19 protein-coding genes and 1 pseudogene are annotated in these 26124 nt (G+C 71.9%); 14 read left to right on the top strand and 6 right to left on the bottom strand.

Annotated features, from left to right (window positions below):
• Positions 1-119: 119 nt before the first annotated feature.
• Entirely contained in the window at positions 120-668 is a 549-nt protein-coding gene (locus tag ACFW2Y_RS22250; protein WP_384881878.1) for an NADAR family protein, read from the bottom strand.
• 175 nt (positions 669-843) lie between these two features.
• Between ACFW2Y_RS22250 and ACFW2Y_RS22245 the strand changes: the two genes are divergently transcribed.
• The 8 genes from ACFW2Y_RS22245 (at position 844) to ACFW2Y_RS22210 (ending at position 10554) form a co-directional block, all read left to right on the top strand.
• Complete coding sequence (locus tag ACFW2Y_RS22245; protein ID WP_384881875.1) at positions 844-2358, top strand: gamma-aminobutyraldehyde dehydrogenase; 1515 nt, start codon at positions 844-846, stop codon at positions 2356-2358.
• 51 nt (positions 2359-2409) lie between these two features.
• Entirely contained in the window at positions 2410-3657 is a 1248-nt protein-coding gene (locus tag ACFW2Y_RS22240) for a PotD/PotF family extracellular solute-binding protein (RefSeq protein ID WP_384881872.1), read from the top strand.
• Between the two features lie 44 nt (positions 3658-3701).
• On the top strand, positions 3702-4850 hold the full coding sequence (locus tag ACFW2Y_RS22235) for an ABC transporter ATP-binding protein (protein ID WP_384881869.1): 1149 nt from the start codon (positions 3702-3704) through the stop codon (positions 4848-4850).
• The gene (locus ACFW2Y_RS22230; RefSeq protein ID WP_384881866.1) at positions 4847-5779 is read left to right on the top strand and encodes an ABC transporter permease; all 933 of its coding nucleotides are present in this window, start codon (positions 4847-4849) and stop codon (positions 5777-5779) included. Before ACFW2Y_RS22235 ends, ACFW2Y_RS22230 begins: the two co-directional genes overlap by 4 nt.
• Entirely contained in the window at positions 5779-6573 is a 795-nt protein-coding gene (locus tag ACFW2Y_RS22225) for an ABC transporter permease (RefSeq protein WP_384881863.1), read from the top strand. Before ACFW2Y_RS22230 ends, ACFW2Y_RS22225 begins: the two co-directional genes overlap by 1 nt.
• Positions 6574-6609: 36 nt before the next feature.
• A complete protein-coding gene (locus ACFW2Y_RS22220) occupies positions 6610-8028 on the top strand; it encodes an NAD(P)/FAD-dependent oxidoreductase (RefSeq protein ID WP_384881861.1) in 1419 nt (472 codons plus the stop codon).
• Positions 8029-8140: 112 nt separating this feature from the next.
• A complete protein-coding gene (locus ACFW2Y_RS22215) occupies positions 8141-8620 on the top strand; it encodes a hypothetical protein (RefSeq protein WP_384881858.1) in 480 nt (159 codons plus the stop codon).
• A gap of 131 nt (positions 8621-8751) precedes the next feature.
• A complete protein-coding gene (locus ACFW2Y_RS22210; RefSeq protein ID WP_384881855.1) occupies positions 8752-10554 on the top strand; it encodes a chitinase in 1803 nt (600 codons plus the stop codon).
• Here ACFW2Y_RS22210 and ACFW2Y_RS22205 read toward each other — a convergent pair.
• Together ACFW2Y_RS22205 and gabT are read right to left on the bottom strand one after the other, a co-directional pair.
• On the bottom strand, positions 10520-11032 hold the full coding sequence (locus ACFW2Y_RS22205) for a phosphatase PAP2 family protein (protein ID WP_384881852.1): 513 nt from the start codon (positions 11030-11032) through the stop codon (positions 10520-10522). The two genes, ACFW2Y_RS22210 and ACFW2Y_RS22205, sit on opposite strands and share 35 nt — an antisense overlap.
• Positions 11033-11358: 326 nt before the next feature.
• A complete protein-coding gene (gabT, locus tag ACFW2Y_RS22200) occupies positions 11359-12693 on the bottom strand; it encodes a 4-aminobutyrate--2-oxoglutarate transaminase (RefSeq protein WP_384881849.1) in 1335 nt (444 codons plus the stop codon).
• 333 nt (positions 12694-13026) lie between these two features.
• On the opposite strand from gabT, the gene ACFW2Y_RS22195 reads away from it, so the two are divergent.
• From ACFW2Y_RS22195 to ACFW2Y_RS22180, 4 genes are all read left to right on the top strand, one after another.
• Positions 13027-15519: an ATP/GTP-binding protein gene (locus ACFW2Y_RS22195; RefSeq protein WP_384881846.1), complete on the top strand. Its 2493-nt coding sequence runs from the start codon at positions 13027-13029 to the stop codon at positions 15517-15519.
• A 210-nt stretch (positions 15520-15729) separates the two neighbouring features.
• Positions 15730-17283, top strand: coding sequence for a PucR family transcriptional regulator (locus tag ACFW2Y_RS22190; protein WP_384881844.1), 1554 nt, complete (start codon positions 15730-15732; stop codon positions 17281-17283).
• 196 nt (positions 17284-17479) lie between these two features.
• Positions 17480-18445, top strand: coding sequence for an EamA family transporter (locus ACFW2Y_RS22185; protein WP_384881841.1), 966 nt, complete (start codon positions 17480-17482; stop codon positions 18443-18445).
• A gap of 314 nt (positions 18446-18759) precedes the next feature.
• Positions 18760-20205 carry an aldehyde dehydrogenase family protein gene (locus ACFW2Y_RS22180; protein WP_384881838.1) on the top strand — a complete coding sequence of 482 codons (1446 nt, stop codon included), beginning with the start codon at positions 18760-18762 and terminating at the stop codon, positions 20203-20205.
• A 285-nt stretch (positions 20206-20490) separates the two neighbouring features.
• Here the strand turns inward: ACFW2Y_RS22180 and ACFW2Y_RS22175 are convergent, their stop codons facing one another.
• From ACFW2Y_RS22175 to ACFW2Y_RS22165, 3 genes are all read right to left on the bottom strand, one after another.
• Positions 20491-21819, bottom strand: coding sequence for a hypothetical protein (locus ACFW2Y_RS22175; RefSeq protein WP_384881835.1), 1329 nt, complete (start codon positions 21817-21819; stop codon positions 20491-20493).
• Positions 21820-21948: 129 nt separating this feature from the next.
• Positions 21949-22650, bottom strand: a complete 702-nt coding sequence (locus ACFW2Y_RS22170; RefSeq protein WP_384881832.1) for a methyltransferase domain-containing protein — start codon at positions 22648-22650, stop codon at positions 21949-21951.
• 107 nt (positions 22651-22757) lie between these two features.
• The gene (locus tag ACFW2Y_RS22165) at positions 22758-23036 is read right to left on the bottom strand and encodes a hypothetical protein (protein WP_384881829.1); all 279 of its coding nucleotides are present in this window, start codon (positions 23034-23036) and stop codon (positions 22758-22760) included.
• Positions 23037-23042: 6 nt separating this feature from the next.
• On the opposite strand from ACFW2Y_RS22165, the pseudogene ACFW2Y_RS22160 reads away from it, so the two are divergent.
• Together ACFW2Y_RS22160 and ACFW2Y_RS22155 are read left to right on the top strand one after the other, a co-directional pair.
• Positions 23043-23714, top strand: a pseudogene (locus tag ACFW2Y_RS22160) (transcriptional regulator); the annotation flags it as partial.
• Between the two features lie 466 nt (positions 23715-24180).
• The gene (locus ACFW2Y_RS22155; protein WP_384881826.1) at positions 24181-26103 is read left to right on the top strand and encodes an acyl-CoA dehydrogenase family protein; all 1923 of its coding nucleotides are present in this window, start codon (positions 24181-24183) and stop codon (positions 26101-26103) included.
• Positions 26104-26124: the final 21 nt, after the last annotated feature.

Below are 26124 nucleotides of genomic sequence, written 5' to 3'. Positions count from 1 at the left end.
GCACCCACCCCATACGACAACGCCGGCCTTCAAGACCACAACCGAGTCTTGAAGGCCGACGTCACGCCAGGCCCCGAATTAACCAACGGCATCCGTTCTCGGTGCGGGGCCCTCCTGCATCAGACGGCCCGGAGCCGGTCCCGTGCCTCCATCAGGGCGAAACCCAGGAGGTTGAGGCCCCGCCAGCGGGCCGGGTCACCGGCCCCCGGGGCGTCCGCGGCGAGCCCGATGCCCCAGATGCGGTCGAGCGGACTGGCCTCGACCAGGACCCGCTCGCCCGTCCCCAGGAGGTACGCGCGCAGCGCCTCGTCCGAGGAGAACTTGTGGACGCTGCCGGTGACGACGATCTCGAAGCGCTCCCGCTCCCAGAGGGCCTCGTCGAATCCCCGCACCAGTCGCCCCGCCTTCTTGGCCTCCGCGGGCGTGCGGGCTTCCACCGCCGCCCGCTCCGCTTCGGCGTCCAGGAAGAGCCGTGCCTTGGCCGCCATCATCCAGTGTTCGGCGGTCGCGTAGGTCACGCCGTCCACGGTGAAGGGGGCGGGCCACCACTGGCTCAGGCAGCTGGCCGAGAGCCGTCCCTCCGGGTGGGGCCGGTGCCCCCAGAAGTGCAGCCACTTCACCCGGTCACCCCTGTTGACCTGCTGCGTCAGCTCTTCGATCTTGCTCATGCATGCGAGTCTGGCATGCGCCACGGACACTCCGTACGGAGATTTTCCGGCCGCCTCGACACATGGTCGACCGATTCCGTCGCGTAACCAAAAGGCAACAACGGAATCACTTGTTGGCGGGCCGTCCCTCTGTCAGGATCGGCACTCAATTCGAGCTGGGACAACGGAGAGCGTCATGGGCAACCGCTTCCAGGTGACGGACCGCTTCGCGGACGGCGCGCAGTACATCGGCGGAAGGCTCCGCGCGGGAACCTCGGACCGGTCACACAGCGTGATCGACCCGGCGACGGGCGAGAGCGTGTACACGTACGTGCTCGCCTCCACCGCAGACGTCGACGAGGCGGTGGCCGCCGCCAAGGCGGCCTTCCCGGGCTGGGCCGCGGCCACCCCGGGCGAGCGCTCCGACGCGCTGCACCGGCTCGCCGGCGTGCTCGCCGAGTGGGCCCAGGACATCGCCGAGGTCGAGTCGCTCCAGTGCGGCAAGCCCCTGAAGCTGACCACTGAGTTCGACGTGCCCGGCACGATCGACAACACGGCCTTCTTCGCAGGGGCCGCCCGCCACCTCCAGGGCCAGTCGGCCGCCGAGTACAGCGGTGACCACACCTCGTACGTCCGGCGCGAGCCGATCGGCGTGGTGGGTTCCATCGCTCCCTGGAACTATCCGCTCCAGATGGCCGCCTGGAAGATCCTCCCGGCGATCGCCGCCGGCAACACGATCGTCCTCAAGCCGGCCGAGCTCACCCCGCTGACCTCCTTGATGTTCGCGCAGGCGGCGAAGGAAGCGGGTATTCCGGACGGTGTGATCAACATCGTCAGCGGCTCCGGGCGGGTCGTCGGTGAGCACCTCGTCGGCCACCCCGACGTCGTCATGACCTCCTTCACCGGCTCCACCCCGGTCGGCAAGCGGGTCGCCGAGGTCGCCACCGCCACCGTGAAGCGGCTCCACCTCGAACTCGGCGGCAAGGCCCCCTTCCTCGTCTTCGACGACGCCGACCTGGAGGCCGCCGCCCAGGGCGCGGTGGCGGCCTCCCTCATCAACAGCGGCCAGGACTGCACCGCGGCGACCCGCGCCTACGTCCAGCGCCCGCTCTACGACGCCTTCGTCGCCCGGGTCGCCGAGCTCATGGAGACCGTCCGGGTCGGAGACCCCTTCGAGTCGGGCACCGACCTCGGTCCGCTGGTCAGTCACCGCCACCGCGACGCCGTCGCCGGCTTCGTCGAGCGCGCCCGCGGCTACGCCAGGGTCGTCACCGGAGGCGAAGCCCCTGGTGGAGAGCTTGAGAACGGCGCGTACTACCGTCCCACCCTGATCGTCGACGCCGCGCAGGACAGTGAGGTCGTGCAGTCGGAGATCTTCGGTCCGGTTCTGGTGGCCCTGCCCTTCGACAGCGATGACGAGGGCATTCGACTGGCCAACGACACCCCCTACGGCCTCGCCGCCTCCGCCTGGAGCCGCGATGTGTACCGGGCCAACCGCGCCACGAGGGAGATCAAGGCCGGGTGCGTGTGGGTCAACGACCACATTCCGATCATCAGTGAGATGCCCCACGGCGGCACCAAGGCCTCTGGATACGGAAAGGACATGTCGGTGTACTCCTTCGAGGAGTACACCCAGGTCAAGCACGTGATGTTCGACAACACCGCGGTCGCCGAGAAGGACTGGCACCGCACGATCTTCGGGGACCGATAGCCGACACCGCCGCCCGACCAGCGGCGCAACCATCCCGAAAGGGCACAGCGCATGGAGCAGTACGAGCCCGACAGCCTGTCCGCCGCGCAGTTGGCGGCGATGCGGCGCAGCATGACGAGTGGCCGGGGCGCCCTCAGCCGCCGTTCGATGCTGCGCGCGGGCGGCGCCGGTGCGCTCGTGATCGGCGGACTCGCCGGTCTGAGCGCCTGTGGCATCCCGCCGGCCAAGCGGGAGGGCGAGGGGCCCGCGTCCATCGACGTCTCGGCCAAGGAGAAGAGCCTCGCCTTCTCCAACTGGACCGAGTACATGGACGTCAGCGAGGACGGGAAGTCCCGCCCGACCCTGGAGGAGTTCGCCAAACGCACCGGGATCAAGGTCAAGTACACCGAGGACATCAACGACAACGTCGAGTTCTTCGGCAAGATCAAGCCGCAGCTCGCGGCCGGCCAGGACACCGGCCGCGACCTGATCTGCGTCACCGACTGGCTGGCCGCCCGCATCATCCGGCTCGGCTGGGCGCAGAAGCTCGACCCGGCCAACCTCCCCAACGCCTACGCGAACCTGTCCCCGCAGTTCCGCCGCCCCGACTGGGACCCGGGCCGGTCCTACTCGTACCCGTGGACGGGCATCTCCACCGTCATCGCGTACAACGTCAAGGCGACCGGCGGCAAGAAGGTCGACTCGGTCACCCAGCTCCTCGACGACCCCGCGCTCAAGGGCCGGGTCGGCTTCCTCACGGAGATGCGCGACTCCGTCGGCATGACCCTGCTCGACATGGGCAAGGACCCCGGGAACTTCACGGACGCCGACTTCGACACGGCGATCGGGCGCCTCCAGAAGGGCGTCGACAAGAAGCAGATCCGTCGCTTCACCGGCAACGACTACACCTCCGACCTGGACAAGGGCGACATCGCCGCCTGTCTCGCCTGGGCCGGCGACGTCATCCAGCTCCAGGCGGACAACCCGGACATCAGGTTCGCCGTTCCGTCCGCCGGATACATCACGTCCAGCGACAACCTGCTGGTCCCCGCGCAGTCCCGGCACAAGACCAACGCCGAGAAGCTCATCGACTACTACTACGAGCTTCCCGTCGCCGCCCAGCTCGCCGCGTACATCAACTACGTCTGCCCCGTCGACGGGGTGAAGGACGAGCTCGCCAAGATCGACCCCGAGCTCGCCGACAACACGCTGATCCTCCCGGACAAGGCCATGGCCGCGAAGTCCCACGCCTTCCGCTCGCTCAGCAGCGAGGAGGAGACGGCGTACGAGGAGAAGTTCGCCAAGCTCATCGGCGCCTGAGTCCGGCCTCGTCCACCTCTCTCACTCCCCTGGGACCGCAACCCATGACTGACAAGAACACCGGCGGCGACGTCCGTCTCACCGGGATCAGCAAGACGTACGGCTCGTTCACCGCCGTCCACCCGCTCGACCTGACCGTCCCGCAGGGCTCCTTCTTCGCCCTGCTCGGCGCCTCCGGCTGCGGAAAGACCACCACGCTGCGCATGATCGCCGGCCTGGAGGACCCGACCACCGGTTCCGTCTTCCTCGGCGACACCGACGTCACCGACCTCCCGCCGTACAAGCGGCCGGTCAACACCGTCTTCCAGTCCTATGCGCTCTTCCCGCACATGGACATCTCCGAGAACATCGCCTTCGGTCTCCGCCGGCGCGGCATCAAGTCGGTGAAGAAGCAGGTCGACGACATGCTGGAGCTCGTCCAGCTCGGCGACAAGGCCCGTCACAAGCCGCACCAGCTCTCCGGCGGCCAGCAGCAGCGCGTCGCCGTGGCCCGCGCGCTCATCAACCACCCGCAGGTGCTCCTCCTCGACGAGCCGCTCGGCGCCCTCGACCTCAAGCTGCGCCGCCAGATGCAGCTGGAGCTCAAGCGGATCCAGACCGAGGTCGGCATCACCTTCGTGCACGTCACCCACGACCAGGAGGAGGCCATGACGATGGCCGACCAGGTCGCGGTGATGAACGGCGGTCGGGTGGAGCAGCTCGGTGCCCCCGCCGACCTCTACGAGAACCCGCAGACCACGTTCGTCGCCAACTTCCTCGGCACCTCCAACCTGATCACGGCCGAGGTCCTGGAGACCGGGACCGACGTCGTCGTGACCGCGGGCGGCGGCAAGCTGAAGGTCCCGGGCGACCGCTGCGCCTCCGCCGTCCGCCAGGGCGGCACGGTGCTCCTCGGCGTCCGCCCGGAGAAGATCTCGCTCGCGCACGTCGACGACGCGGGGAAGATCGCCGACGGCCGCAACCGGGTGACCGGCCGGATCGTCGACTCCTCCTTCATCGGCGTCTCCACCCAGTACGTGGTGGACTCGCCGGCCGGTGAGGAGATCCAGGTCTACGAGCAGAACATCGAGCGGGACGCCCGCCTCGTTCCCGGCGCCGAGGTGGTCCTGCACTGGAACCCGGCCCACACCTTCGGCCTCGACGCGACGCAGGACATCGACGCGGGCGTGGAGACGGTGGAGGACGCCGGATGAGCACTCCCACGCTGACGAAGGCGGACGCGGCACCGGTCGAAGAACCGGTTCTGCGCAAGCCTTCCACCCGCAAGCGGCTCGTCCCCTACTGGCTGCTGCTGCCCGGCATCGTCTGGCTGCTGGTCTTCTTCGCGCTGCCGCTGGTCTACCAGGCCTCGACCTCGGTGCAGACCGGCTCCCTGGAGCAGGGCTTCGAGGTCACCTGGCACTTCCAGACCTACTGGGAGGCCTTCCAGGAGTACTGGCCGCAGTTCGTCCGCTCCCTGCTGTACGCCGGGACCGCGACCCTGCTCTGTCTGCTGCTCGGCTACCCGCTGGCGTACCTGATTGCCTTCCGGGCCGGTCGCTGGCGCAACGTGCTGCTCGTGCTCGTCATCGCGCCCTTCTTCACCAGCTTCCTCATCCGCACGCTCGCGTGGAAGACGATCCTGGCCGACGACAGCCTCGTGGTCGACGCGCTGAACGCGCTGCACGTCCTGGACGTCACCAGCTGGCTCGGCTGGACCGCGGGCGACCGCGTCCTCGCCACCCCGATGGCGGTCATCTGCGGCCTCACGTACAACTTCCTCCCCTTCATGATCCTGCCCCTCTACACCTCCCTGGAGCGGATCGACGGCCGTCTGCACGAGGCCGCCCAGGACCTGTACGCCTCCCCGGTGACCACCTTCCGCAAGGTGACCTTCCCGTTGTCGATGCCCGGCGTCGTCTCCGGGACCCTGCTCACCTTCATCCCGGCCAGCGGTGACTACGTCAACGCCGAACTGCTCGGCTCGACCGACACCAAGATGGTCGGCAGCGTCATCCAGTCGCAGTTCCTGCGCGTCCTCGACTACCCGACGGCGGCTGCGCTCTCGTTCATCCTGATGGCGATCGTGCTGGGCATGGTCACCGTGTACATCCGCCGTGCCGGAACGGAGGACCTGGTCTGATGCGCTGGCTGCGGAAGAACCTCGTCGTCATCGCGGGCCTGTTGACGCTCGCGTACATGATCCTGCCCAACCTCGTCGTGATGGCGTTCTCCTTCAACAAGCCGAAGGGGCGCTTCAACTACTCCTGGCAGGAGTTCTCGTTCGATGCCTGGACGGACCCCTGCGGCGTCGCCGACATGTGCGAGTCGCTCTCGCTCTCGCTCCAGCTCGCCGCCTGGGCGACGCTCGGCTCGGTCGTCCTCGGCACGATGATCGCCTTCGCGCTGGTCCGCTACCGCTTCCGGGCGCGCGGCGCGATCAACTCGCTGATCTTCCTGCCGATGGCGATGCCCGAGGTCGTCATGGCCGCCTCGCTGCTCACCCTCTTCCTCAACATGGGGATCGAGCTGGGCTTCTGGACGGTCCTCATCGCCCACATCATGTTCTGCCTGTCGTTCGTCGTGACGGCGGTCAAGGCCCGGGTCATGTCGATGGACCCGCGCCTCGAAGAGGCGGCGCGCGACCTGTACGCGGGGCCCGCGCAGACCTTCCTGCGCGTGACCCTGCCGATCGCCGCGCCCGGCATCGCCGCCGGCGGGCTGCTCGCCTTCGCGCTCTCGTTCGACGACTTCATCATCACCAACTTCAACGCGGGCTCCACCGTCACCTTCCCCATGTTCGTCTGGGGCTCGGCGCAGCGTGGAACCCCCGTTCAGATCAACGTCATCGGCACCGCGATGTTCGTCCTTGCGGTACTGGTGGTCGTGGCCGGTCAGATCATCACGAACCGGCGCAAGAAGACAGCAACGGCCTGACCGAACCCCGGTCAGGCACCGAAGGAGTTGGAAACCATGGCCCCAGTCGCCATGCGTCTCGCTGCACAATCTCTCTCCGACGCCCAGCCCGTCCCCTTCTGGCTGGAAGACCCGGGCAAGCCCGGGGCCCTGCCCGCCCTCACCGGCACCGAGAAGTGCGACCTCCTCGTGGTCGGCGGCGGATACAGCGGCCTGTGGACCGCGCTCCTCGCCAAGGAGCGCGACCCCTCCCGGGACGTGGTGCTGATCGAAGGCCGCGAGGTGGGCTGGGCCGCCTCGGGCCGCAACGGAGGCTTCTGCGCGGCCTCCCTCACGCACGGCTTCGGCAACGGCCTCGCCCGCTGGCCGGGTGAGCTGTCGAAGCTGGAGCAGCTCGGCGAGCGCAACCTCGACGCCATCGAGGAGGCGGTCGCGCGCTACGCGCTGGACTGCGAGTTCGAGCGCACCGGCGAGATCGACGTGGCCACCGAGCCCTACCAGGTCGACGAGCTGCACGAGTGGTACGAGGAGGCCGAGCGGCTCGGCCTCGCGGACGGCCTGGAGCTCCTGGACCGGGACGCCGTGCGGGCCGAGGTCGACTCCCCGACCTTCCTCGGCGGGCTGTGGGACAGGCGGGGGGTCGCCATGCTGCACCCCGCCAAGCTGGCCTGGGGCCTGAAGCGGGCCTGCCTCGACCTGGGGGTGCGGATCTACGAGAACACGCCCGGTCTGCAGCTCGCCTCCGTGGGCGCCGGCATGGGCGTCCGCACCCCGTACGGCAAGGTGCTGGCCCGTCGGGTCGCACTCGGCACCAACGTCTTCCCCTCGCTGGTCAAGCGCGTCCGTTCGTACACCGTCCCGGTGTACGACTACGCCCTGATGACCGAACCGCTCAGCCCCGAGCAGCTCGCCTCGATCGGCTGGAAGAACCGGCAGGGCCTCGGCGACTCCGCCAACCAGTTCCACTACTTCCGGATCACCACCGACCACCGCATCCTGTGGGGCGGCTACGACGCGGTGTATCCGTACGGCGGCAAGGTCAGCGCCGAGATGGACCACCGGCCGGAGACGTACCTCAAGCTCGCCGAGCACTTCTTCCGCTGCTTCCCCCAGCTGGAGGGGCTCCGCTTCAGCCATGCCTGGGGCGGCGCGATCGACACCTGCTCGCGCTTCTCGGCCTTCTTCGGTACGGCCTACCAGGGGAAGGTGGCGTACGCGGCCGGGTTCACCGGCCTCGGCGTCGGCGCCACCCGCTTCGGCGGGGACGTGATGTTGGACCTGCTCGCGGGGGAGCGCACCGAGCGCACCGACCTGGAGATGGTCCGCTCCAAGCCGCTGCCCTTCCCGCCCGAGCCGGTCGCCTGGGCCGGCATCGGGATCACCAAGTGGTCGCTCGCCCGTGCCGATGCGAACGGCGGCCGGCGCAACCTGTGGCTGAAGGCCATGGACCGGCTCGGCCTCGGTTTCGACAGCTGATTGCCTGTGACGCACGTCACAGGTGACGTGTGGTCGGAGTCGCGTAAGAGGAGCCCCCGTACCCCCTCTCTCCGTGTGGACATCGAGTCCACACGGAGAGGAGATCGTCGCGATGACTGGTACGGGGGCTTCTGGCGTCAGGGCCGCGGTGGCGTGGCTTGCCTCGGTCGCACCGGATCCCGACGCCTGTCGGTGGGAGTGGGAGCGCAACTCCCACGGGGTCGTGCTGTTGCCCGCCGGGAAGCGGTGGGACGTACTGATCCTGCCGGGGGAGCTCGGTCACCCCACGCTCGACGTGCTGACCCGGCTCGTGGACCGGCCGGGTCCGGTCCTGGCCGACTTCGGGGACGCCCGCATGGGCTTCTTCGTCCCACCGGGGACCGTGGCCCGCTGGCTGGGCACCGGGGTGCGCGGTGCGGGTGTCGGAACCTGGGTCGTCGTCCCGTACCCGGGCCGGGTGACCGGCGGGGTGCGTTGGCTGGTGGCGCCGGACGGTCTGGGCACCCTCACCGACGCCTCGCTCCTGGAGCTGGCGATGCACGAGGCGGCGGGCCGGCTGGCCAGGGGTGAGGGGGGAGGGGGTGGTGCCTGAACCGGGCGTCGAGCCGGCTCCGGGCCGGCCCCGACCCCGGTCTCGAACCGGGCGGAGGCCTTGACCGCTTGATTGGTCTGGACCATGCTGTGGCGCGCTCCACCTCGATTCCCCCACTCCCGGAGGCAGTTGTGGACCGCACCAGACCCCTCACCCTGCTGTTGGCGGGCGCCCTCGCTGCCGGCGGACTCCTCGCCCTCACCCCCGCGGCCCAGGCCGCCGACACCGAACTCGCCCGCAACGGCGGCTTCGAGGCCGGCCTCGACGGCTGGACCTGCACGGCGGGCAGCGGCACCGCCGTCACCGCGCCCGTCCACGGCGGGACCAAGGCCCTCCAGGCCACTCCCGCCGGCAGCGACAACGCCCGTTGCTCCCAGACCATCACCGTCAAGCCGAACTCCAGTTACACGCTGAGCGGTTGGGTCCGCGGGAGCTACGTCTACCTCGGTGCCACCGGCACCGGCACCACCGACGTCTCCACCTGGACGCCCTCCGCGCCCGACTGGCAGAGGCTGACCACCTCGTTCACCACCGGTGCCTCGACCACCGCCGTCACGATCTACACCCACGGTTGGTACGGCACCCCCGCCTACCAGGCCGACGACCTCTCCCTCTACGGGCCCGGCGGCGACCCGGTCCAGCTTCCGGCCGCCCCCACCGGCCTCACGGCCGGCTCGCCGACCTCCACCTCCGTACCGCTCGGCTGGGCCGCCGTCCCCGGAGCCACCTCGTACCACGTCTACCGGGGCGGCACGAAGGTCCTCACGGTCACCGCGCCCTCGGCCACCGTCTCCGGGCTCGCGCCCTCCACCCCGTACACCTTCCAGGTCACCGCCGCCAACAGCGCCGGCGAGTCCCCGAAGTCGACCGCCGTGACCGCGACGACCACCTCGGGCGGCGGTGGAGGCGGCGGCGGACTGCCCCCGCACGCCCTGGTCGGCTACCTCCACACCAGCTTCGCCAACGGCTCCGGCTACACCCGCATGGCGGACGTCCCCGACTCCTGGGACGTCATCAACCTCGCCTTCGGCGAACCCACGTCGGTCACCTCGGGCGACATCCGCTTCAGCCTCTGCCCCGTGACGGAATGCCCCGGCGTCGAATCGGCCGCCGACTTCAAGGCCGCGATCAAGGCCAAGCAGGCCGCGGGCAAGAAGGTCCTCATCTCCATCGGCGGCCAGAACGGACAGGTCCAACTCGCCACCACCGCCGCCCGCGACGCCTTCGTCGCATCGGTCTCGAAGATCATCGACGAGTACGGCCTCGACGGCCTGGACATCGACTTCGAGGGCCACTCGCTGTCGCTGCAGACCGGTGACACCGACTTCCGGAACCCGACCAGCCCGGTCATCGTCAACCTGATCCAGGCGGTCAAGACCCTCAAGGCCACGTACGGCGCCGACTTCGTCCTGACCATGGCGCCGGAGACCTTCTTCGTCCAGCTCGGCTACCAGTACTACGGCTCCGGCCCCTGGGGCGGCCAGGACCCGCGCGCCGGTGCCTACCTCCCGGTCATCCACGCCCTGCGCGACGACCTGACCCTGCTCCACGTCCAGGACTACAACTCGGGCTCCATCATGGGCCTCGACGACCAGTACCACTCGATGGGCGGCGCCGACTTCCACATCGCCATGACCGACATGCTCCTCACGGGCTTCCCGGTCGCCGGCAACACGGACCGCTTCTTCCCGGCCCTCCGCCCCGAGCAGGTCGCCATCGGCCTCCCCGCCTCCACCCAGGCGGGCAACGGCCACACCAGCCCGGCCGAGGTGAACAAGGCCCTGGACTGCCTGACCAGGAAGCAGAACTGCGGCGCGTACCAGACCCACGGCACCTGGCCGGCCCTGCGCGGCCTGATGACCTGGTCGATCAACTGGGACCGCTACAACCAGTGGGGGTTCAGCCGGAACTTCGACGCGTACGACTGGAGCTGACCCCCAGCACCAGCAGCGAGAGGCAGAGGCTGGCGAACACGTCCAAGGGCCAGTGGAAGCCCCGCAGGACCAGTCCGGTCCCCGTCACCGCCGTCAACAGGGCGGCGACGGGGACCAGGCGGTCCGAGACCAGGAAGGCCGCCCCGAAGTAGGCGACGGCCGCCGTGGCCGTGTGCCCCGAGGGGTAGTAGCCCTGGGCCCAGGGCTCCAGGGGGCCCGGGCGCGCCGTCCACTCCTTCAGGGGGATCACCAGGAGCGGCACCACGGCCATCGCCAGACCCGCGTGCAGGGCGGCGGCGCGGCGCCCGCGCCACACCGCGTACCCCATCGCACAGGCCAGGACCGGCAGGGCGACCGTCAGGTTGCCGAGGTCGGAGGCGCGCTCGCTCAGGGAGCGGGGGACCGCGTCCAGCAGGGCCCGGGACAGCCGCTCGTCGATCCCGACCAGCGGGCCGTGGACGAGCACTTGCCAGGTCACGACGGCGAGGGCGACGAACGCGGAGAAGAAGAGGACCGGCCGCCGGGGAACGGGCAGGAGCGTTCCGGGGCGGCCGGGCAGACCGGGCTGCCGCGCGCCCCGGGGGGTGTGGGGCGGGCGGCCATCCGATCGGTGAGGAGTTCCGGAGCCCGAGGGTCCGGCGGTGTGCGCGACGGCACGGTGCGGGCGGGTCCGGGGAGGCTCCGCCCCGGAGGTTTCTCTCATCCGGGACGACCGTACGGTACGGAAGCGGGGGGCCGACAGCAGGACACGCGTCCCGCCATCGGCCCCCCACAGAGTCTTCACACCGTGCGCCGGATCGGCCCTCAGATGCCCGCGAACGCGTTCTCGATGATGTCGAGGCCCTCGTTCAGCAGGTCCTCGCCGATGACCAGCGGCGGCAGGAAGCGCAGCACGTTGCCATAGGTGCCGCAGGTCAGGACCAGCAGGCCCTCCGCGTGGCAGGCCTTCGCCAGCGTGCCGGCGGCCTCCGCGTACGGCTCCTTCGTCGCCGGGTCCTTCACCAGCTCGATGGCGATCATGGCGCCGCGGCCACGGATGTCGCCGATGATCGGGAACTTCTCCTGCATCGCGGTGAGGCGGGCCTTCATGACCTCCTCGATGCGCTTGGCCTTGCCGTTGAGGTCGAGCTCCTTCATCGTCTCGATGGCACCGAGCGCACCGGCGCAGGCCACCGGGTTGCCGCCGTAGGTGCCGCCCAGACCGCCGCCGTGGACGGAGTCCATGATCTCGGCGCGGCCGGTGACGGCGGCGAGCGGCAGACCGCCCGCGATGCCCTTGGCGGTGGTGATGAGGTCCGGGACGATGCCCTCGTCCTCACAGGCGAACCACTGGCCGGTGCGGCAGAAGCCGGCCTGGATCTCGTCCGCGACGAAGACGATGCCGTTGTCGTTGGCGAACTTCACGATCGCCGGCAGGAAGCCCTTGGCCGGCTCGATGAAGCCGCCCTCGCCGAGCACCGGCTCGATGATGATCGCGGCGACGTTGTCGGCGCCGATCTGCTTGCTGATCTGGTCGATCGCCTGGGCGGCGGCCTCGGGGCCGCAGTTCTCGGCACCGGTGGGCCAGCGGTAGCCGTACGCCACCGGCACGCGGTAGACCTCGGGCGCGAACGGGCCGAAGCCCTGCTTGTACGGCATGTTCTTCGCCGTCAGCGCCATCGTGAGGTTCGTCCGGCCGTGGTAGCCGTGGTCGAAGACGACGACGGCCTGGCGCTTGGTGTACGAACGGGCGATCTTCACCGCGTTCTCGACCGCCTCGGCGCCCGAGTTGAAGAGCGCGGACTTCTTGGCGTGGTCGCCCGGGGTCAGCTCGGCCAGCGCCTCGCAGACCTCCACGTAGCCCTCGTACGGCGTCACCATGAAGCAGGTGTGGGTGAAGTCCTGCAGCTGCGCGGAGGCGCGGCGCACGACGGCCTCGGCGGAGGCGCCGACCGAGGTCACGGCGATGCCGGAGCCGAAGTCGATCAGACGGTTGCCGTCGACGTCCTCGATGATGCCGCCGCCGGCCCGCTGGGTGAAGACCGGCAGCGTGGAGCCCACGCCGCCGGCGACCGCGTCGAGACGGCGGGCCTGAAGCTCCTGCGACTTCGGACCGGGGATGGCGGTGACGATGCGCCGCTCCTGCGGGACAGCGTTCATGCGGGGCTCCTGGGGGTGTTCTGGACGCACTTGTGGGTTTCCTCCGCAGGCTAGGCGCGGCAACGGGGGAGAAGCATGCGCCGATCGGGAGTGGTGGCCGCGTGTCGTTGTCCGAGATGGACATGGCGCCCCCGTCGTCCCCCTTCGCGTCCCCCGCCCCACCCCGTACCGTCCCCGCACGGCCGCCCGCTCCACGGGACCACGGCGCTCCTCGGCCGTGACGGAGGGCTCCTCGGCCGTACGGGTGGTCGAATCCCCTCCGGAGCGCCCCGGGCGCACTAGATTGACGGTGGCACAGACGCGGCGACCTGGCTGGTCAGGGGGCAGGGGTTCATGGAGACCGACGGCACGTACGAGTCACGCGACACCAAGGGGGGCGCGGTCCCGCGTCCGACGGCGCCGCCGACCGACGGCCGCAGCGGGGCGACCCCGCCGCCGCACCTGCCACCGGGCCGGGCGCAGCGGCCGACCGAGGGCGGCCCGCCCGGTGCGCCCCCGCGCCCGTCGACACCGCCGCGGCAGCCCCCGGCGCCCGCACCCCCGGCCTCCGCCACCCCGCCCGCCGTCGCCTGGATCGACGCGCCCCGGCCCGAGGCCGCACCCGGCACCTGGCGGTTCAGGCACGTGCCGCCGCCACCCCCCAAAGAGGCGCGGAAGCTCGCCCCCGTCACCGTGGCGGGACTGCTGATCCCCTTGCTGCTGGGGCTGTTGATCTGGTCCGCCTGGCGGCGCGGCGCCGTCCCGTACCAGTGGATCCCGCTCGCCACCTTCACCCCCGGCGACTGGTGGTACTCCGGAACCACCTCGCCCCGCGACTGGCGCGGCGCCGAGGCCCACGTCGTCTACGACGGGGTCTTCTTCGCCCTGCTCGTCTACGCGATCGCCCGCCTCGGCGCGTGGTCCGACCTCGCCCGCCACCTCCTCGCCGACCGCCGCCCGACCGCCCGGGCCGCCCTCACGGCGGGCGCCGCACTGATCGTCCTGACCTTCGTCTGGCCGGACGCCTTCCCCGGCATCGGTTGGGAGCCGCTGCCGCTCGTCGCCCCGCTGCTCTCCCTCGTGGTGCTGCTCGGCGGTGGGTACGACGTCCTCGCCTCACCCGCCCTCGTCTACGCCCTGTACGCCCTGATCACGGCCGCCGTGCTCTGGCCCTTCGCCCGCCTCGGGGGCTGGGGTGAACTGCTGCGCGCCCGGCTCGGGGCCCGCAGGGCCGCCACGGCGGGCGGAACCGTCCCGCCCCTCGACCCGGCGGCGCCCCCACCGCTCTCGCAATGGCCCGAGCTCAGGGCGGCCGGGCAGGGAGCGGCGGCGGACCTGCTCACCGCCGAACTCCGGGCCGGACGCATGAACGACGTGGACTGCGCACGGATCCGGCGTGCCCTGGAACCGGGCCGCACCCACCAGGGAGGCCCCGCAGCCCTGGCCGACGCCGTGCTGAGCCGGGGCGCCGCAACCGGCGCACACCCCTCGGGCGATCGCGACCTCCCGGGCCGCACCGCCGTGCACGACCTCCTCGTCGGGCAGGTCCGCATCGGCCGTTGCGTCGCCGAGCCGCGGAACCCGGCGGCTTACCGGGGCGTCGGTCTCGCCCTCGAACCGGCGGCACTCGCCACCTCGCTGCTGGTCGTCGGCCCCTCCGGCGCGGGGAAGACCGCCCGGCTGAGCGCCCCGGTCGTCGAGTCGCTCGCCCTGCAGGCCCTCACCGGCGCCTGCGCGGTCGTCGCCGTCGGCACGGCGGACGCGCCGCTCGGGCCGGACGCCGCGTACGACGTCGTGGTCCACCCGGGCGACCCGGCTTCGCCGTACGACCTCGACCCGTACGCAGGCCTCACCGATCCCGACGAAGCGGCCGAACTGCTCGCGGAGGGCCTGGTCGGCGACGTCGAGAACCTCGACACCCGGCGGGCCGCCACCGTCCTCGCCCAGCTCATCGGCCCCTACCGGGCCGTGCACGGCCGCTTTCCTCCGGTGCCGGTCCTCCGGGAACTCCTCGAAGCGGGCCCGGACACCCTCGCGGCACTCCTCGACCGGCTGCCGGTCGACGCCGCCGTCATGCGGCGCGAGTTGGAGGCCCGCATCCGGCAGGCCGGTACCGCCGCCGACGCGGGGCCGGTCCTGGCGGACCGCCTGTCGCTCCTCGACCGTCCGGCGTTCGCCGAGTTCTTCGGCGCCGACGGGAGCGGCGTACGGCCCTTCTCCTTGAAGTCCGTCGTCCACCATCCGCTGCGGGTCCGGATCAAACTGCCCGAGAGCGGCCACGAGGAGGCCTCGCGGCTCCTCGCCCGACTGGTGCTCGCCCAGTTCCTGTCGGCGGCCCGGACGGGCACCAAGCGCGCCCACTTCGTCTCCCTCGTCCTCGACGACGCCACCGGGGCGCTCACCAGGGGCACCGTCCGCTCCCTCCAGCGACTGCGCCCGCACAACGCAGGGGTCGTCCTCGGGCTCCGCACCCTCGGAGAGGTGCCCGAGGCGCTGCACGGACCGCTGCTCGGCGCCGTCGGCTGCCGGGTGGCGCTCGCCGGCATCTCCACCTGGGACGGCCGGGGGTTCGCCGAGACCTGGGGCAAGGAGTGGGTGGAGACCACCGAGGTCGCGCACCACACGGTCTTCGCCCACCAGCCGATGACCCGGTTCATCCACTACCTGCGCAAGAAGGCCACGGGGCAGGCGGTCACCACGGACGCGGTCACGACGAGGAAGGTCGAGCGGGAGCGGTGGTCCGCCTCGGAGCTCGCGCACTCCGTGCCGCCCGGGCACGCGGTCGTGTCGCTGACCACGGCCCAGGGCACGCACACACCACCGGTACTGGTCGACCTCCGGGGCTGAACGGCGGCGGCGCCGGGACCGACACCGCGTGCCGGCCGCCGTCCCGGCCGTGACGGTCCCCACCCGACGGGACCCGTGCCGCTCGGCTGAGCGGGGGCCCGGCGGTCCTGGCACAATCGGGGAGCGCCGCCCGGCTGGGTGGTGCCTCTCCGCCGCCGTGCACGGCTCCCCCCGGGCGCGGTCCTCGCCCCAAAGGTCCGACGGTCCCCAATGCCGCCCACCCTCGCCTCGCTCGTCCAGCACTCCGCCCTCAAGCTCGTCGTCCGTGCAGGTGAGGATCGCCTCGACACTCCGGTCCGCTGGGCCCACGTCAGCGAGCTCGCCGACCCCGTCCCGTACATGGAGGGCGGCGAACTCCTCCTCACCACCGCCCTCACGCTCGACGCCGAGGACCCGGACGTGATGCGCCGCTACGTGCGGCGCCTGCTCGGTGCCGGGGTGGTCGGGCTGGGGTTCGCCGTGGGCGTCAACTACGAGGAGATCCCGCCGGCCCTGCTCTCCGCGGCGCGCGAGGAGCACCTGCCGCTCCTGGAAGTGCCGCGCAGGACTCCGTTCCTGGCCATCAGCAAGGCCGTGTCGGCGGCCATCTCCGCCGACCAGTACCGGGCCGTCACCGCCGGCTTCGAAGCCCAGCGGGAGATGACCCGCGCCGCGCTCGCCGAGGGGCCCGAGGCCGTCGTCGGCCGGCTCGCCGCGCACGTCGACGGCTGGGCCGCCCTGTACGACGCCTCCGGGACGGTCGTCGCGGTGTCGCCCGAGTGGGCGGCGCGTCGGGCCGCCCGGCTCACCCCCGACGTGGAGCGGCTGCGCGAGCGGCCCGCGCCCGCCAGCGCGGTCGTCGGCAGCACGGACGACCGCGTCGAACTCCAGTCGCTCGGCACCGGGCGGCGGGTGCGCGGCGCCCTGGCCGTCGGTACCGGGGCGCCCCTCGGGACCGCCGAGCGGTACGCGGTCCACTCGGCGATCGCCCTGCTCACGCTCACGACGGAACGTTCCCGGTCGCTCCAGGCCGCGGAGCACCGGCTCGGCGCCGCGGTGCTCCGCCTGATGCTCGCGGGGCAGCCGGAGCACGCCCGCACGGTGGCCGGGGACCTCTACGGGGGGCTGCTCGACGCCCCCTTCCGGCTGCTCGTCGCCGAGTCCGCCGGGGGAGAGGAGCCCGCCGAGCCGCCCTTGCCGGTGCTCGCCGAGACGCTGGAAGCAGCTGCCGCCCGGGCGGGCGAGGCCGTGCTCACCGTCGCCGAGAGCGGGCAGCGACTCGTCGCCCTCGCCGGGGACGGGGGCGCGCTCGTCGCCGCGTGCGGGGCGTACGCGGACCGGGAGGCGGAGGAGGCCGGCGTCGTCGTCGGGCTCTCCGCGCCGGCCGGACCGAGCTCCGCGGCAGCCGCGTACAAGCAGGCCGAGCAGGCCCTGTCGGTCGCCCGGCGGCGCGGTAAGGCATTGGTCGAGCACGAGGACCTGGCGGCGGGCTCGGTCCTCCCTCTGCTGGCCGACGACGCCGTCCGGGCCTTCGCCGACGGGATGCTCCGTGCCCTCCGGGACCACGACGCGACCGGTCGCGGCGATCTGGTCGCTTCGCTGCGCGCCTGGCTGTCCCGGCACGGCCAGTGGGACGCGGCGGCGGCGGACCTGGGGGTGCACCGGCACACCCTGCGCTACCGGATGCGCCGGGTGGAGGAGATCCTCGGCCGGTCCCTGGACGACCCGGACGTCCGGATGGAGCTGTGGCTCGCGCTGAAGGCGACGGGCGAGGACGCCGGATAGCAGTGGGTCGGGGTGGGGCGGGGCGGGTCGGTGTGGCTTCCGCCACCCGCTGCCGCCGGCGTCGCGGTCCCGGGAGCCCCGCCCGTTCTTCCGGGGCGGGTCGAGGAGGGCCGCCGGCCCCTAAAGACGCCGTCCCCTGCCCGAATTCGGGCAATTTTCTTGGCTGTTCGGGCGCGCGCTCCCTAATCTCCTGCTCATGACAAGCCCTGCCGTCGATCCGGCCCCCGATGCGGCCCCGGTCGCCCCCGAGCCCCGCACCGCCGTCGTCCCCGCCCGTCGCATCACCGGCGCCGTCTGGGCCGCGCTCGGCATCGTGTACGTGGTCTGGGGATCCACCTACCTCGGCATCCGCATCGTGGTCGAGACCCTTCCGCCCTTCCTCTCCGGCGGCACCCGCTTCGTCACCGCAGGACTGCTCCTCGCCGCGGTCGTCGCCTGGCGCCAAGGCCCCGCCGCCCTCAAGGCGAACCGCCGGGAGCTCGGCTCCGCCGCCCTCGTCGGCCTGCTCCTCGTCCTCGGCGGCAACGGACTCGTCGTCCTCGCCGAGACCTCCATCCCCTCCGGCCTCGCCGCGCTGCTCATCGCGGCCGTCCCCATCTGGGTCGTCCTGCTCCGCACGACCCTCGGGGAACGCCCCGGCCCCGGTGCGGTCGGCGGCGTCCTGCTCGGCTTCGCCGGCCTCGGCGTCCTCACCCTCCCCGGCCTGAGCGGCGAGGTGAAGATCGGCGGCGTGCTGCTGGTACTCGTCGCGGCACTGCTGTGGTCCATCGGCTCCGTCTCCTCCGCCCGGCTGCCGCTGCCCGCCAACCCCTTCACCGCGAGCGCGTACGAGATGCTGGCCGGCGGCCTCGCCGCCCTCCTCGTGGCCCTCCTGCGCGGCGAACACCACGAACTGGACCTGGCGGCGGTCTCCGGCCGGTCCTGGGTCGCCCTCGCGTACCTGATCGTCTTCGGCTCGCTCATCGCCTTCACCGCGTACGCCTGGCTCCTCCAGACCGCCCCGGTCTCCCTCGCCGCCACCTACGCCTACGTCAATCCGATCGTCGCCGTCCTGCTCGGTGCCCTCGTCCTGAACGAGGGCCTGACCCGGCCCATCGTCCTCGGCGGTGCGATCGTCGTCGGTGCCGTCTGCCTGATCGTGTCGACCGAGCGACGCGGATGACCGGCCGTTCCCGCCCCGCCGGCGGTTCCCGGCGTGCGGAGCGGGAACGGAATCCGGACGCCGGCACGCGCGACACGACCGGCGCCGGCACGCGCGACACGACCGCTGCTGCCGCCCGCCCGTGCGGCGCATGACGGCCCCGACCACCGCACGGGTACCGGCCCCTCGCCGCTCTTACCCGTCCGCTTGGGCCAAACCGGACAGCCGCCCCAGGGGCACCACTCCACACCGGACAAACCCACGGCCGCCCGCTCGGCCCTAACGTGTCACGAGAGCAATCGCTCGCTCCCCGAAACGGAAAGGGCCGGGACGCAATGACGACCACCCACGCCTTCTGGCTCGCCGGCCGCAAGGCCACCGGCGAGGCCACCTTCGACGTCACGAACTCGTACGACGGACGTCTGGTCGGCAAGGTCAGCGTGCCCACCGAGGCCCAGGTCGAGGAGGCCGTCGCCGCCGCGCACGCCGTGGTCGACGAGTTCGCCGCGACCCCGGCGCACGTCCGCGCCGCCGCCCTCGACCACGTCTCGAAGCGGCTCGCCGAGCGCACCGAGGAGATCGCCCAGCTGATCTCCGCCGAGAACGGCAAGCCCATCAAGTGGGCCCGCGGCGAGGTCGGCCGTGCCGTCTCCGTCTTCCGCTTCGCTGCCGAGGAGGCCCGCCGCTGGAACGCCGGCGAGGCCCAGCGCCTGGACACCGAGGCCGGTGGCGCGGGCCGCCTCGCCCTCACCCGCCGCATCCCCAAGGGCGTCGTCCTCGGCATCGCGCCGTTCAACTTCCCGCTGAACCTCAGCGCCCACAAGGTGGCCCCGGCCATCGCCGTCGGCGCCCCCATCATCCTCAAGCCGGCCCCGTCGACCCCGATCTCCTCCCTGGTCCTGGGCGAGATCCTGGCCGAGACCGACCTGCCGGCCGGCTCCTGGTCGATCCTGACCGTGCCGAACGACCGCATGCCCGCCCTGGTCCAGGACGAGCGCCTCCCGGTCATCTCCTTCACCGGCTCCGACAAGGTCGGCTACGCCATCCAGGAGTCCGTGCCGCACAAGCACTGCACCCTGGAGCTCGGCGGCAACGCCGCGGCCGTCGTCCTGCCGGACTGGTCCTCCGAGGCCGACCTCGACTGGGCCGCGACCCGCATCGCGACCTTCTCCAACTACCAGGGCGGCCAGTCCTGCATCTCCGTGCAGCGGGTCATCGCCGACGCCTCCGTCTACGACCGCCTGCTGCCGAAGATCGTCGCCGCTGTCGAGGCCCAGGTCACCGGTGACCCGGCCGAGGACGCCACCGACGTCGGCCCGCTCGTCGACGAGAACGCCGCCAAGCGCGTCGAGTCCTGGGTCGACGAGGCCGTCGCGGCTGGCGCGAAGCTCCTCGCCGGCGGCAAGCGGGAGGGCGCCACGTACGCCCCGACCGTGCTCACCGACCTCCCGGCCGAGGTCACCCTGGCCCGCGCCGAGGTCTTCGGCCCGGTCCTGACCGTCGCCAAGGTCGACGGCGAGGCCGAGGCCTTCGCCGCGGTCAACGACTCCGACTTCGGCCTCCAGGCCGGTGTCTTCACCCATGACCTGCAGACCGCCTTCCGCGCCCACCGCGCCCTGGAGGTCGGCGGCGTGATCGTCGGCGACGTCCCCTCCTACCGCGCCGACCAGATGCCGTACGGCGGGGCCAAGCGCTCCGGCGTCGGCCGCGAGGGCGTCAAGTACGCCATGGACGACTACACGTACGAGCGGGTGCTCGTCCTGACGGGCCTCGCCCTCTGAGGCGCAGGTCCCACCGGACCAGGCGGTCCGAGCCCACTGTGCGGGGGCTCGGGCCGCCTTCTCTTTTACCTGGCCTGACCTGCGGAGACAGTCGACTCCAGCTTGCTTCCCGCGAGGTCGCGGGAACACGCTGGGGACACGAAGGGACACTCTCCGCACGTGGCGAGCGTAGTTCCGCGTACAAACAAGGCCGGGGAGATCACCAGCTACCAGGGAAGTGGCGAGACCCCGGCGGTGCCGGATGGCAGGTCGAGCGCTTCGACGACGAGGACGCGGTGAAGGCGTTCAAGGCCGCAGTCGAGGAGTCCGGGAACAACTGGCCACCCGGCTGGGCGGCGTCGAGCACGAACTCCACCCCAACGACGACGGCAGCCTCCGGGACGGAGTGGACCAGGCGAACAGGCGCCTCGCGCGGCTGTGTCCGGACCACCCGGAACCGGACTGCCCACCCCCCCCCGGCGACGGCGGGCCGGCCTCCGCGGCCTTCCTCGGCTCGACGGGGACGACGTCGCCGAGGGACACCCACCACGGGCGGTCCGTGGTGGGGGTGACGCCGTGGACGTACCCGACGAGCGTGCCGTCCTCGAGGCGGGCCGTCACCAGCTCGAACCCGTCCATCTCGAAAGCGCCGTCGAGCCGGGAGCCGAATGTCTCGACGGAGAAGAACGGGTCACCGATGTACGGCGGCACGTCGTAGACCTTGGCGTACACGGCGGTGAGTTCGGTGATGACGTCCGGAGCGGTCTGGCCGGTCAGGCGCGTGAGGGTGAGGGCGGGCGTCGTGCGGCCAGGCATACGGGGGACTCCTCGGTCAGGCGATGTAGTGGGTGAGCAGGTCGAGCGTCTCCCGCAGGGGCGCGCTGGTCTTGTGCGCGCCGAGCTTGTCGCGGACGAGGCCCAGCCGCCGGCGTTACGGGTCGAGGACTGGCCGCCCTCGATGAGGCGCAGGGACTCCAGGGTGGCGTCCGTGGTGCGGTCGTAGTCCCGGTCCGACAGGGCGGCGCGGGCGAGCTGGGCCAGGCATATGCCCCGGTTGCGGGAGTGCTCGATGTTCTGGAGGGTCGCGGAGCGGTCCAGGAGCCGGACGGCCCGCTTGTGCTGGCCAAGGTCGGCGCGGGCCGTACCCTCCAGGCAGGTCAGCTCTGCCTCGTTCAGGAACGTGGTCCACTCCGGGGCACGGTCGCTGGCGCCCTGGTCGAAGGAGCGCCATGCCCGCTTGATGGCCATGGAGGTGTTGAGCTCGTCGCCGGCACGGGCGTACCCCTGGGCGATCCGGATGGCCAGGAGCGCGCTCACGCGCGGCGGGGCTCCCCACTTCGTGGCGTACTGCTTGGCAGTCCGGGCGAAGCGGACGGCCTCCCGGGGCTTGCCCAGGTCGACGCACTGGCGGCTCATGTTCGACAGGGTGCGCGTGGCGAGGGGGTTGTCCCCGGTGAGCATCGCGGCGTTCAGGGCCTCCGAGAAGTAGACCCGCGCCTCGGTCTGCTGGTCCGCGTCGTAGCAGAACCAACCCAGGCTGGTCGTGAGCTGCCCGGCGATGGCGTGGAGCTCCTGGCCGATCTCCTCGGTGTAGACCCCGTGGTCTATGACGCAGTGGATGTAGCTCAGGTGCATCCGGCGCCTGGAGGAGCTGCTCGCCGCGCACAACGCCCGCCGGGACGCCGCCTGACCGACCACACCGTTTCGACGTACCGCTGCCCCGGCACCCAGGAGACTGAGGCCGGGGCAGCGGTACGTCTGGGCTCAGGAGGCGGTGAGCTCGGCCGTGACGAGGAGGGTGGCGGCGGACCGGGGGCCGTCACCGGCGGGCAGCTCCTCGACGCGGATGTCGGTGAACCCGGCCCCGTCCAGAACCTTGGTCCACACGTGCTCCTGCAACACCCACCGGTGCATGGTGGCGCTCTCGCCCTCCGGGGTCTTCGCCGGTACCTCGGCGGCCGTGACGTCCGGCTGCGCGGGGGCGCCGGACAGGTAGTGGGCGAGAGTGGAGAAGACCAGGCGCCCGCCGGGGCGTAGCGCGCGGGCCGCGGCCGGGAGCAGTTCGCGGGGGTCGGTGAAGTCCACCGCCCCGAAGACGCTGTAGAGCACGTCGTAGGCGTCCGGGTTCGCGCGAAGGTGGGTGACCACGTCCTGGTGGACGAGGTTCAGGCGCGGGGCGAGCGATGCGTAGAGGGTGGTCGCCATGCCGTGCTGTGCCGGGGAGGCGTCTACGGCATCGACCCGGTCCGGGGTGTGGTGCACGGCCAGGTGCGCGGCGTGGCGGGCGGTGCCGGCGCCGAGGTCGGCCAGGGCCTTGCCGGTGAGGTTGCCGAGGACTTCCGGGCCCGGCCCGTCCTGCTGGCTCCAGACCCAGTGGAAGGAGTCGGGGACGGCGTGGTCCTGTGCGGCGCGGGTCCGGCCGTAGTGGTGCCATAGGTCTGTGGTCGTGGTCGTCACCCGGGTCATCCTGGCGGCACCGCGCGGGGGCTGCTGCCTGTTCGGGCGAAAGTCACCCGGGCGTGCCTCGGCGGCCCGAGCCGTGGGCCCGGACCGCCGAGGGCGTCACGTGGGGGTCAGTGCGAGTCGTTGCCCGGGTGGCAGGGGCCGCAGTCGGCGGCGTCTTCCCACAGCGGGAGGTCCACCTCCCATCCGGCGCGGGCGACGAGGTGGGCGGTCTTGATGACCGACCCGTCGTTCTTCATCTCGACCTTGGGCACGTGGTGCAGGAAGTGCCCACCGTTGTACTTGTCGCACAGCTCGGCGTAGGCGACGGTGTCCAGGATGATCGTGTGGGCACCGATGTCGACCAGCTTGCTCGGGGCGAGTCCCAGGCCCTGGCCCCGGAGGGACATGGCGGTGAGCAGGCCCGCCTCACCGCCACCCGCGCGCACACCTGGGCCGAGGTGTCCGGTTCCCCGCTCGCCGCCGCTGCCTCCCGCGAGCTCGCGATCGTGCTGCGCCACCAGGACCGGGGCGAGGAAGCCCAGACCCTCATGGAGTCGGCCGCGGCTCGGGTGGAGGCGACAGGGCTCCGGACCGACGCGGCGTCCTCGGCCTACGCGCAGATGCTGTGCACCCTGGCCTACACCGCCGCCCGAGGCGGCCGACGCGCCGAGGCCCTGGCCATGGCAGAGGAGGCCCGGCACGCTGCCCGCCGACTGCCGGTCATCGCGCCCGCCGGCCGTCTCTTCCCGATCAACCCGGCGGCCGTGGACCTCTACACCGTTGGGGTCCACTGGGCCCTGGGGGACGCAGGCGCGGCGCTGGAGGCCGGGCGGAACCTTCGGCCCGAGCATTTCCCCACGGCCGAGCGGAAGGCACGCCTGGGCACAGACATGGCCCGTGCCTGGTGGGCGTGGGGCCGTCCGGAGCAGACCGCCCGCGCCCTGCTCGACGCTCACCGCGCGAGCCCCGGCGAGGTACGGGACCGGCCCGCGATCCGCAGCATCGTCACGGAGCTCGCGCAGCGGCACCCCCGTGCCGCTGGTGTCCGGGAGCTGCACGCCGCCGTGTCGGCCCCGGCGAGCTGAGTCCGTCAGCAAGCTGCCCCCGCGTCCCGAGCCGTGGCGCCCCACGGAACCCTTCTGGAACCCGAGGCCCGGCGGCTGAGCAGCCTGCCGCACGACGTCCCCCAGGCCGATCCCGGTCCTGGACGGGTCGCCGCCCCGACGGTCAGGTGACTGGATGCCGGGGCAGTGGCGTGTCGACGGTCAGGAACGTCTCCCAGACAGCTCGTATCCCTGGGAGATACGCGTTCCCTCGGATGTTCCCGTGGGAACACGGAGGTAGCCCATGGGGCCCCAGGATTGCCCAGGACCGGCTGAACGGGGCTGACTTTTTCTGCTCCGGTGCTGGTCGGGGAAAGGCCGCAGGTCAGCGGGGGTGAGGAGCGCCCACTGTGCGGGGGCTCGGGCCGCCTTTCGCCTTTCCGGGCCCGCCGCCTTTCCGGACCCGCCGAAATCGGGTACGACGGACAGGAAGCCCAAGGAGGTGTCCATGTCCGCACCCGCCCCGCGGCCCAAGGTCACCGAGCGCGAGGCCCGGCAGGTCGCCGAGGCCGCGCGCGAGCGGGATTGGCACAAGCCCAGCTTCGCCAAGGAGCTGTTCCTCGGCCGCTTCCGCCTCGACCTGGTCCATCCCCACCCCCTCCCCGCCGCCGAGGACGTCCGCCGCGGCGAGGCCTTCCTCGCCGTCCTGCGCGAGTTCTGCGAGACCCGGATCGACGGCGCCCGCATCGAACGCGAGGCCCGCATCCCCGACGAGACGGTCGCCGGTCTCAAGCAGCTCGGCGCGCTCGGAATGAAGATCGACCCGGAGTACGGCGGCCTCGGCCTCACCCAGCTGTACTACAACCGCGCCCTGGCCCTCGTCGGTTCCGCCAGCCCCGCCGTCGGCGCCCTGCTCTCCGCACACCAGTCGATCGGAGTGCCGCAACCGCTGAAGCTCTTCGGCACCCGGGAGCAGAAGGAAGCCTTCCTGCCCCGGCTCGCCCGCACCGCCCTGTCCGCCTTCCTGCTGACCGAGCCCGACGTCGGCTCCGACCCGGCCCGTCTGGCGACCACGGCCGCGCCGGACGGGGACGCGTACGTCCTCGACGGCGTCAAGCTCTGGACCACCAACGGGGTCATCGCCGACCTCCTCGTCGTGATGGCCCGCGTCCCCGCCTCCGAGGGGCACCCCGGAGGCATCACCGCCTTCGTCGTCGAGGCCGACTCGCCCGGCATCACCGTCGAGCACCGCAACGCCTTCATGGGACTGCGCGGCCTGGAAAACGGGGTCACCCGCTTCCACCGGGTGCGGGTCCCGGCCGGCCACCGCATCGGCCCCGAGGGCGCCGGCCTGAAGATCGCCCTCACCACGCTCAACACCGGCCGGCTCTCGCTGCCCGCCGCCTGCGCGGGCGCCGCCAAGTGGTGCCTGAAGACCGCCCGCGAATGGTCCGGGGCACGCGAGCAGTGGGGCCGGCCGGTCGCCCGCCACGAGGCCGTCGGAACCAAGCTCTCCTTCATCGCCGCCACCGCCTTCGCCCTGGAGGCCGTCGTCGACCTGGCCTCCCAGCTGGCCGACGAGGACCGCAACGACATCCGCATCGAGGCCGCCCTCGCCAAGTTGTACGGCTCCGAGAAGGCCTGGTCGATCGCCGACGAACTCGTCCAGATCCGCGGCGGTCGCGGTTACGAGACCGCCGACTCGCTCGCCGCGCGGGGCGAACGCGCCGTTCCCGCCGAGCAGGTCCTGCGCGACCTGCGGATCAACCGGATCTTCGAGGGCTCGACCGAGATCATGCACCTGTTGATCGCCCGGGAGGCCGTCGACGCCCACCTCTCCGTCGCCGGGGACCTCATCGACCCCGATGCGTCGCTCGCCGACAAGGCGAAGGCCGGCGCCCGGGCCGGCGGCTTCTACGCCCGCTGGCTACCGGGACTCGTCACCGGCCCCGGCCAGCTACCGGGCGCGTACCGGGAGTTCGGCGAGCTCGCCGGCCACCTCCGGTACGTCGAGCGGACCTCCCGCAGACTGGCCCGCTCCACCTTCTACGCGATGTCCCGTTGGCAGGGCCGCATGGAGCTCAAACAGGCGTTCCTCGGGCGGATCGTCGACATCGGGGCCGAACTCTTCGCGATGAGCGCCGCGTGCGTCCGGGCCGAACTGCTGCGCACCACCACGGACCACGGCCGTGAGGCCCACCAGTTGGCGGATGCCTTCTGCCGGCACGCCCGACTGCGGACCGAGGAGCTCTTCGACCGCCTCTGGTCCAACACGGACGACCTGGACCGGCGGGTCGTCGACGCGGTGCTCGCCGGCCGCTACACCTGGCTGGAGGCCGGCATCGTGGACCCGAGCGGCGAAGGCCCCTGGATCGCGGACGCGACGCCCGGACCGTCCGCGCGGGAGGACGTCCACCGCACGATCCCGTAGGGCGCGGCGCGTCCGGTCCCC

It is taken from the genome of Streptomyces sp. NPDC058877 (genome assembly GCF_042742855.1).
GTDB lineage: Bacteria > Actinomycetota > Actinomycetes > Streptomycetales > Streptomycetaceae > Streptomyces.
Note: the sequence above shows the minus strand (reverse complement) of the source record. Positions and strands in the feature narration are given on the sequence as shown.

What these genes read in the sequence shown, in the direction of transcription:
- ACFW2Y_RS22245 (WP_384881875.1), top strand. Translation starts at nt 844, where the DNA reads ATGGGCAACCGCTTCCAGGTGACGGACCGCTTCGCGGACGGCGCGCAG.
- ACFW2Y_RS22195 (WP_384881846.1), top strand. Translation starts at nt 13,027, where the DNA reads ATGGAGACCGACGGCACGTACGAGTCACGCGACACCAAGGGGGGCGCG.
- gabT (WP_384881849.1), bottom strand. Translation starts at nt 12,693, where the DNA reads ATGAACGCTGTCCCGCAGGAGCGGCGCATCGTCACCGCCATCCCCGGT.
- ACFW2Y_RS22215 (WP_384881858.1), top strand. Translation starts at nt 8,141, where the DNA reads ATGACTGGTACGGGGGCTTCTGGCGTCAGGGCCGCGGTGGCGTGGCTT.
- ACFW2Y_RS22235 (WP_384881869.1), top strand. Translation starts at nt 3,702, where the DNA reads ATGACTGACAAGAACACCGGCGGCGACGTCCGTCTCACCGGGATCAGC.
- ACFW2Y_RS22230 (WP_384881866.1), top strand. Translation starts at nt 4,847, where the DNA reads ATGAGCACTCCCACGCTGACGAAGGCGGACGCGGCACCGGTCGAAGAA.
- ACFW2Y_RS22155 (WP_384881826.1), top strand. Translation starts at nt 24,181, where the DNA reads ATGTCCGCACCCGCCCCGCGGCCCAAGGTCACCGAGCGCGAGGCCCGG.
- ACFW2Y_RS22170 (WP_384881832.1), bottom strand. Translation starts at nt 22,650, where the DNA reads ATGACCCGGGTGACGACCACGACCACAGACCTATGGCACCACTACGGC.
- ACFW2Y_RS22240 (WP_384881872.1), top strand. Translation starts at nt 2,410, where the DNA reads ATGGAGCAGTACGAGCCCGACAGCCTGTCCGCCGCGCAGTTGGCGGCG.
- ACFW2Y_RS22250 (WP_384881878.1), bottom strand. Translation starts at nt 668, where the DNA reads ATGAGCAAGATCGAAGAGCTGACGCAGCAGGTCAACAGGGGTGACCGG.
- ACFW2Y_RS22180 (WP_384881838.1), top strand. Translation starts at nt 18,760, where the DNA reads ATGACGACCACCCACGCCTTCTGGCTCGCCGGCCGCAAGGCCACCGGC.
- ACFW2Y_RS22190 (WP_384881844.1), top strand. Translation starts at nt 15,730, where the DNA reads ATGCCGCCCACCCTCGCCTCGCTCGTCCAGCACTCCGCCCTCAAGCTC.
- ACFW2Y_RS22225 (WP_384881863.1), top strand. Translation starts at nt 5,779, where the DNA reads ATGCGCTGGCTGCGGAAGAACCTCGTCGTCATCGCGGGCCTGTTGACG.
- ACFW2Y_RS22220 (WP_384881861.1), top strand. Translation starts at nt 6,610, where the DNA reads ATGGCCCCAGTCGCCATGCGTCTCGCTGCACAATCTCTCTCCGACGCC.
- ACFW2Y_RS22165 (WP_384881829.1), bottom strand. Translation starts at nt 23,036, where the DNA reads ATGTCCCTCCGGGGCCAGGGCCTGGGACTCGCCCCGAGCAAGCTGGTC.
- ACFW2Y_RS22175 (WP_384881835.1), bottom strand. Translation starts at nt 21,819, where the DNA reads ATGCACCTGAGCTACATCCACTGCGTCATAGACCACGGGGTCTACACC.
- ACFW2Y_RS22185 (WP_384881841.1), top strand. Translation starts at nt 17,480, where the DNA reads ATGACAAGCCCTGCCGTCGATCCGGCCCCCGATGCGGCCCCGGTCGCC.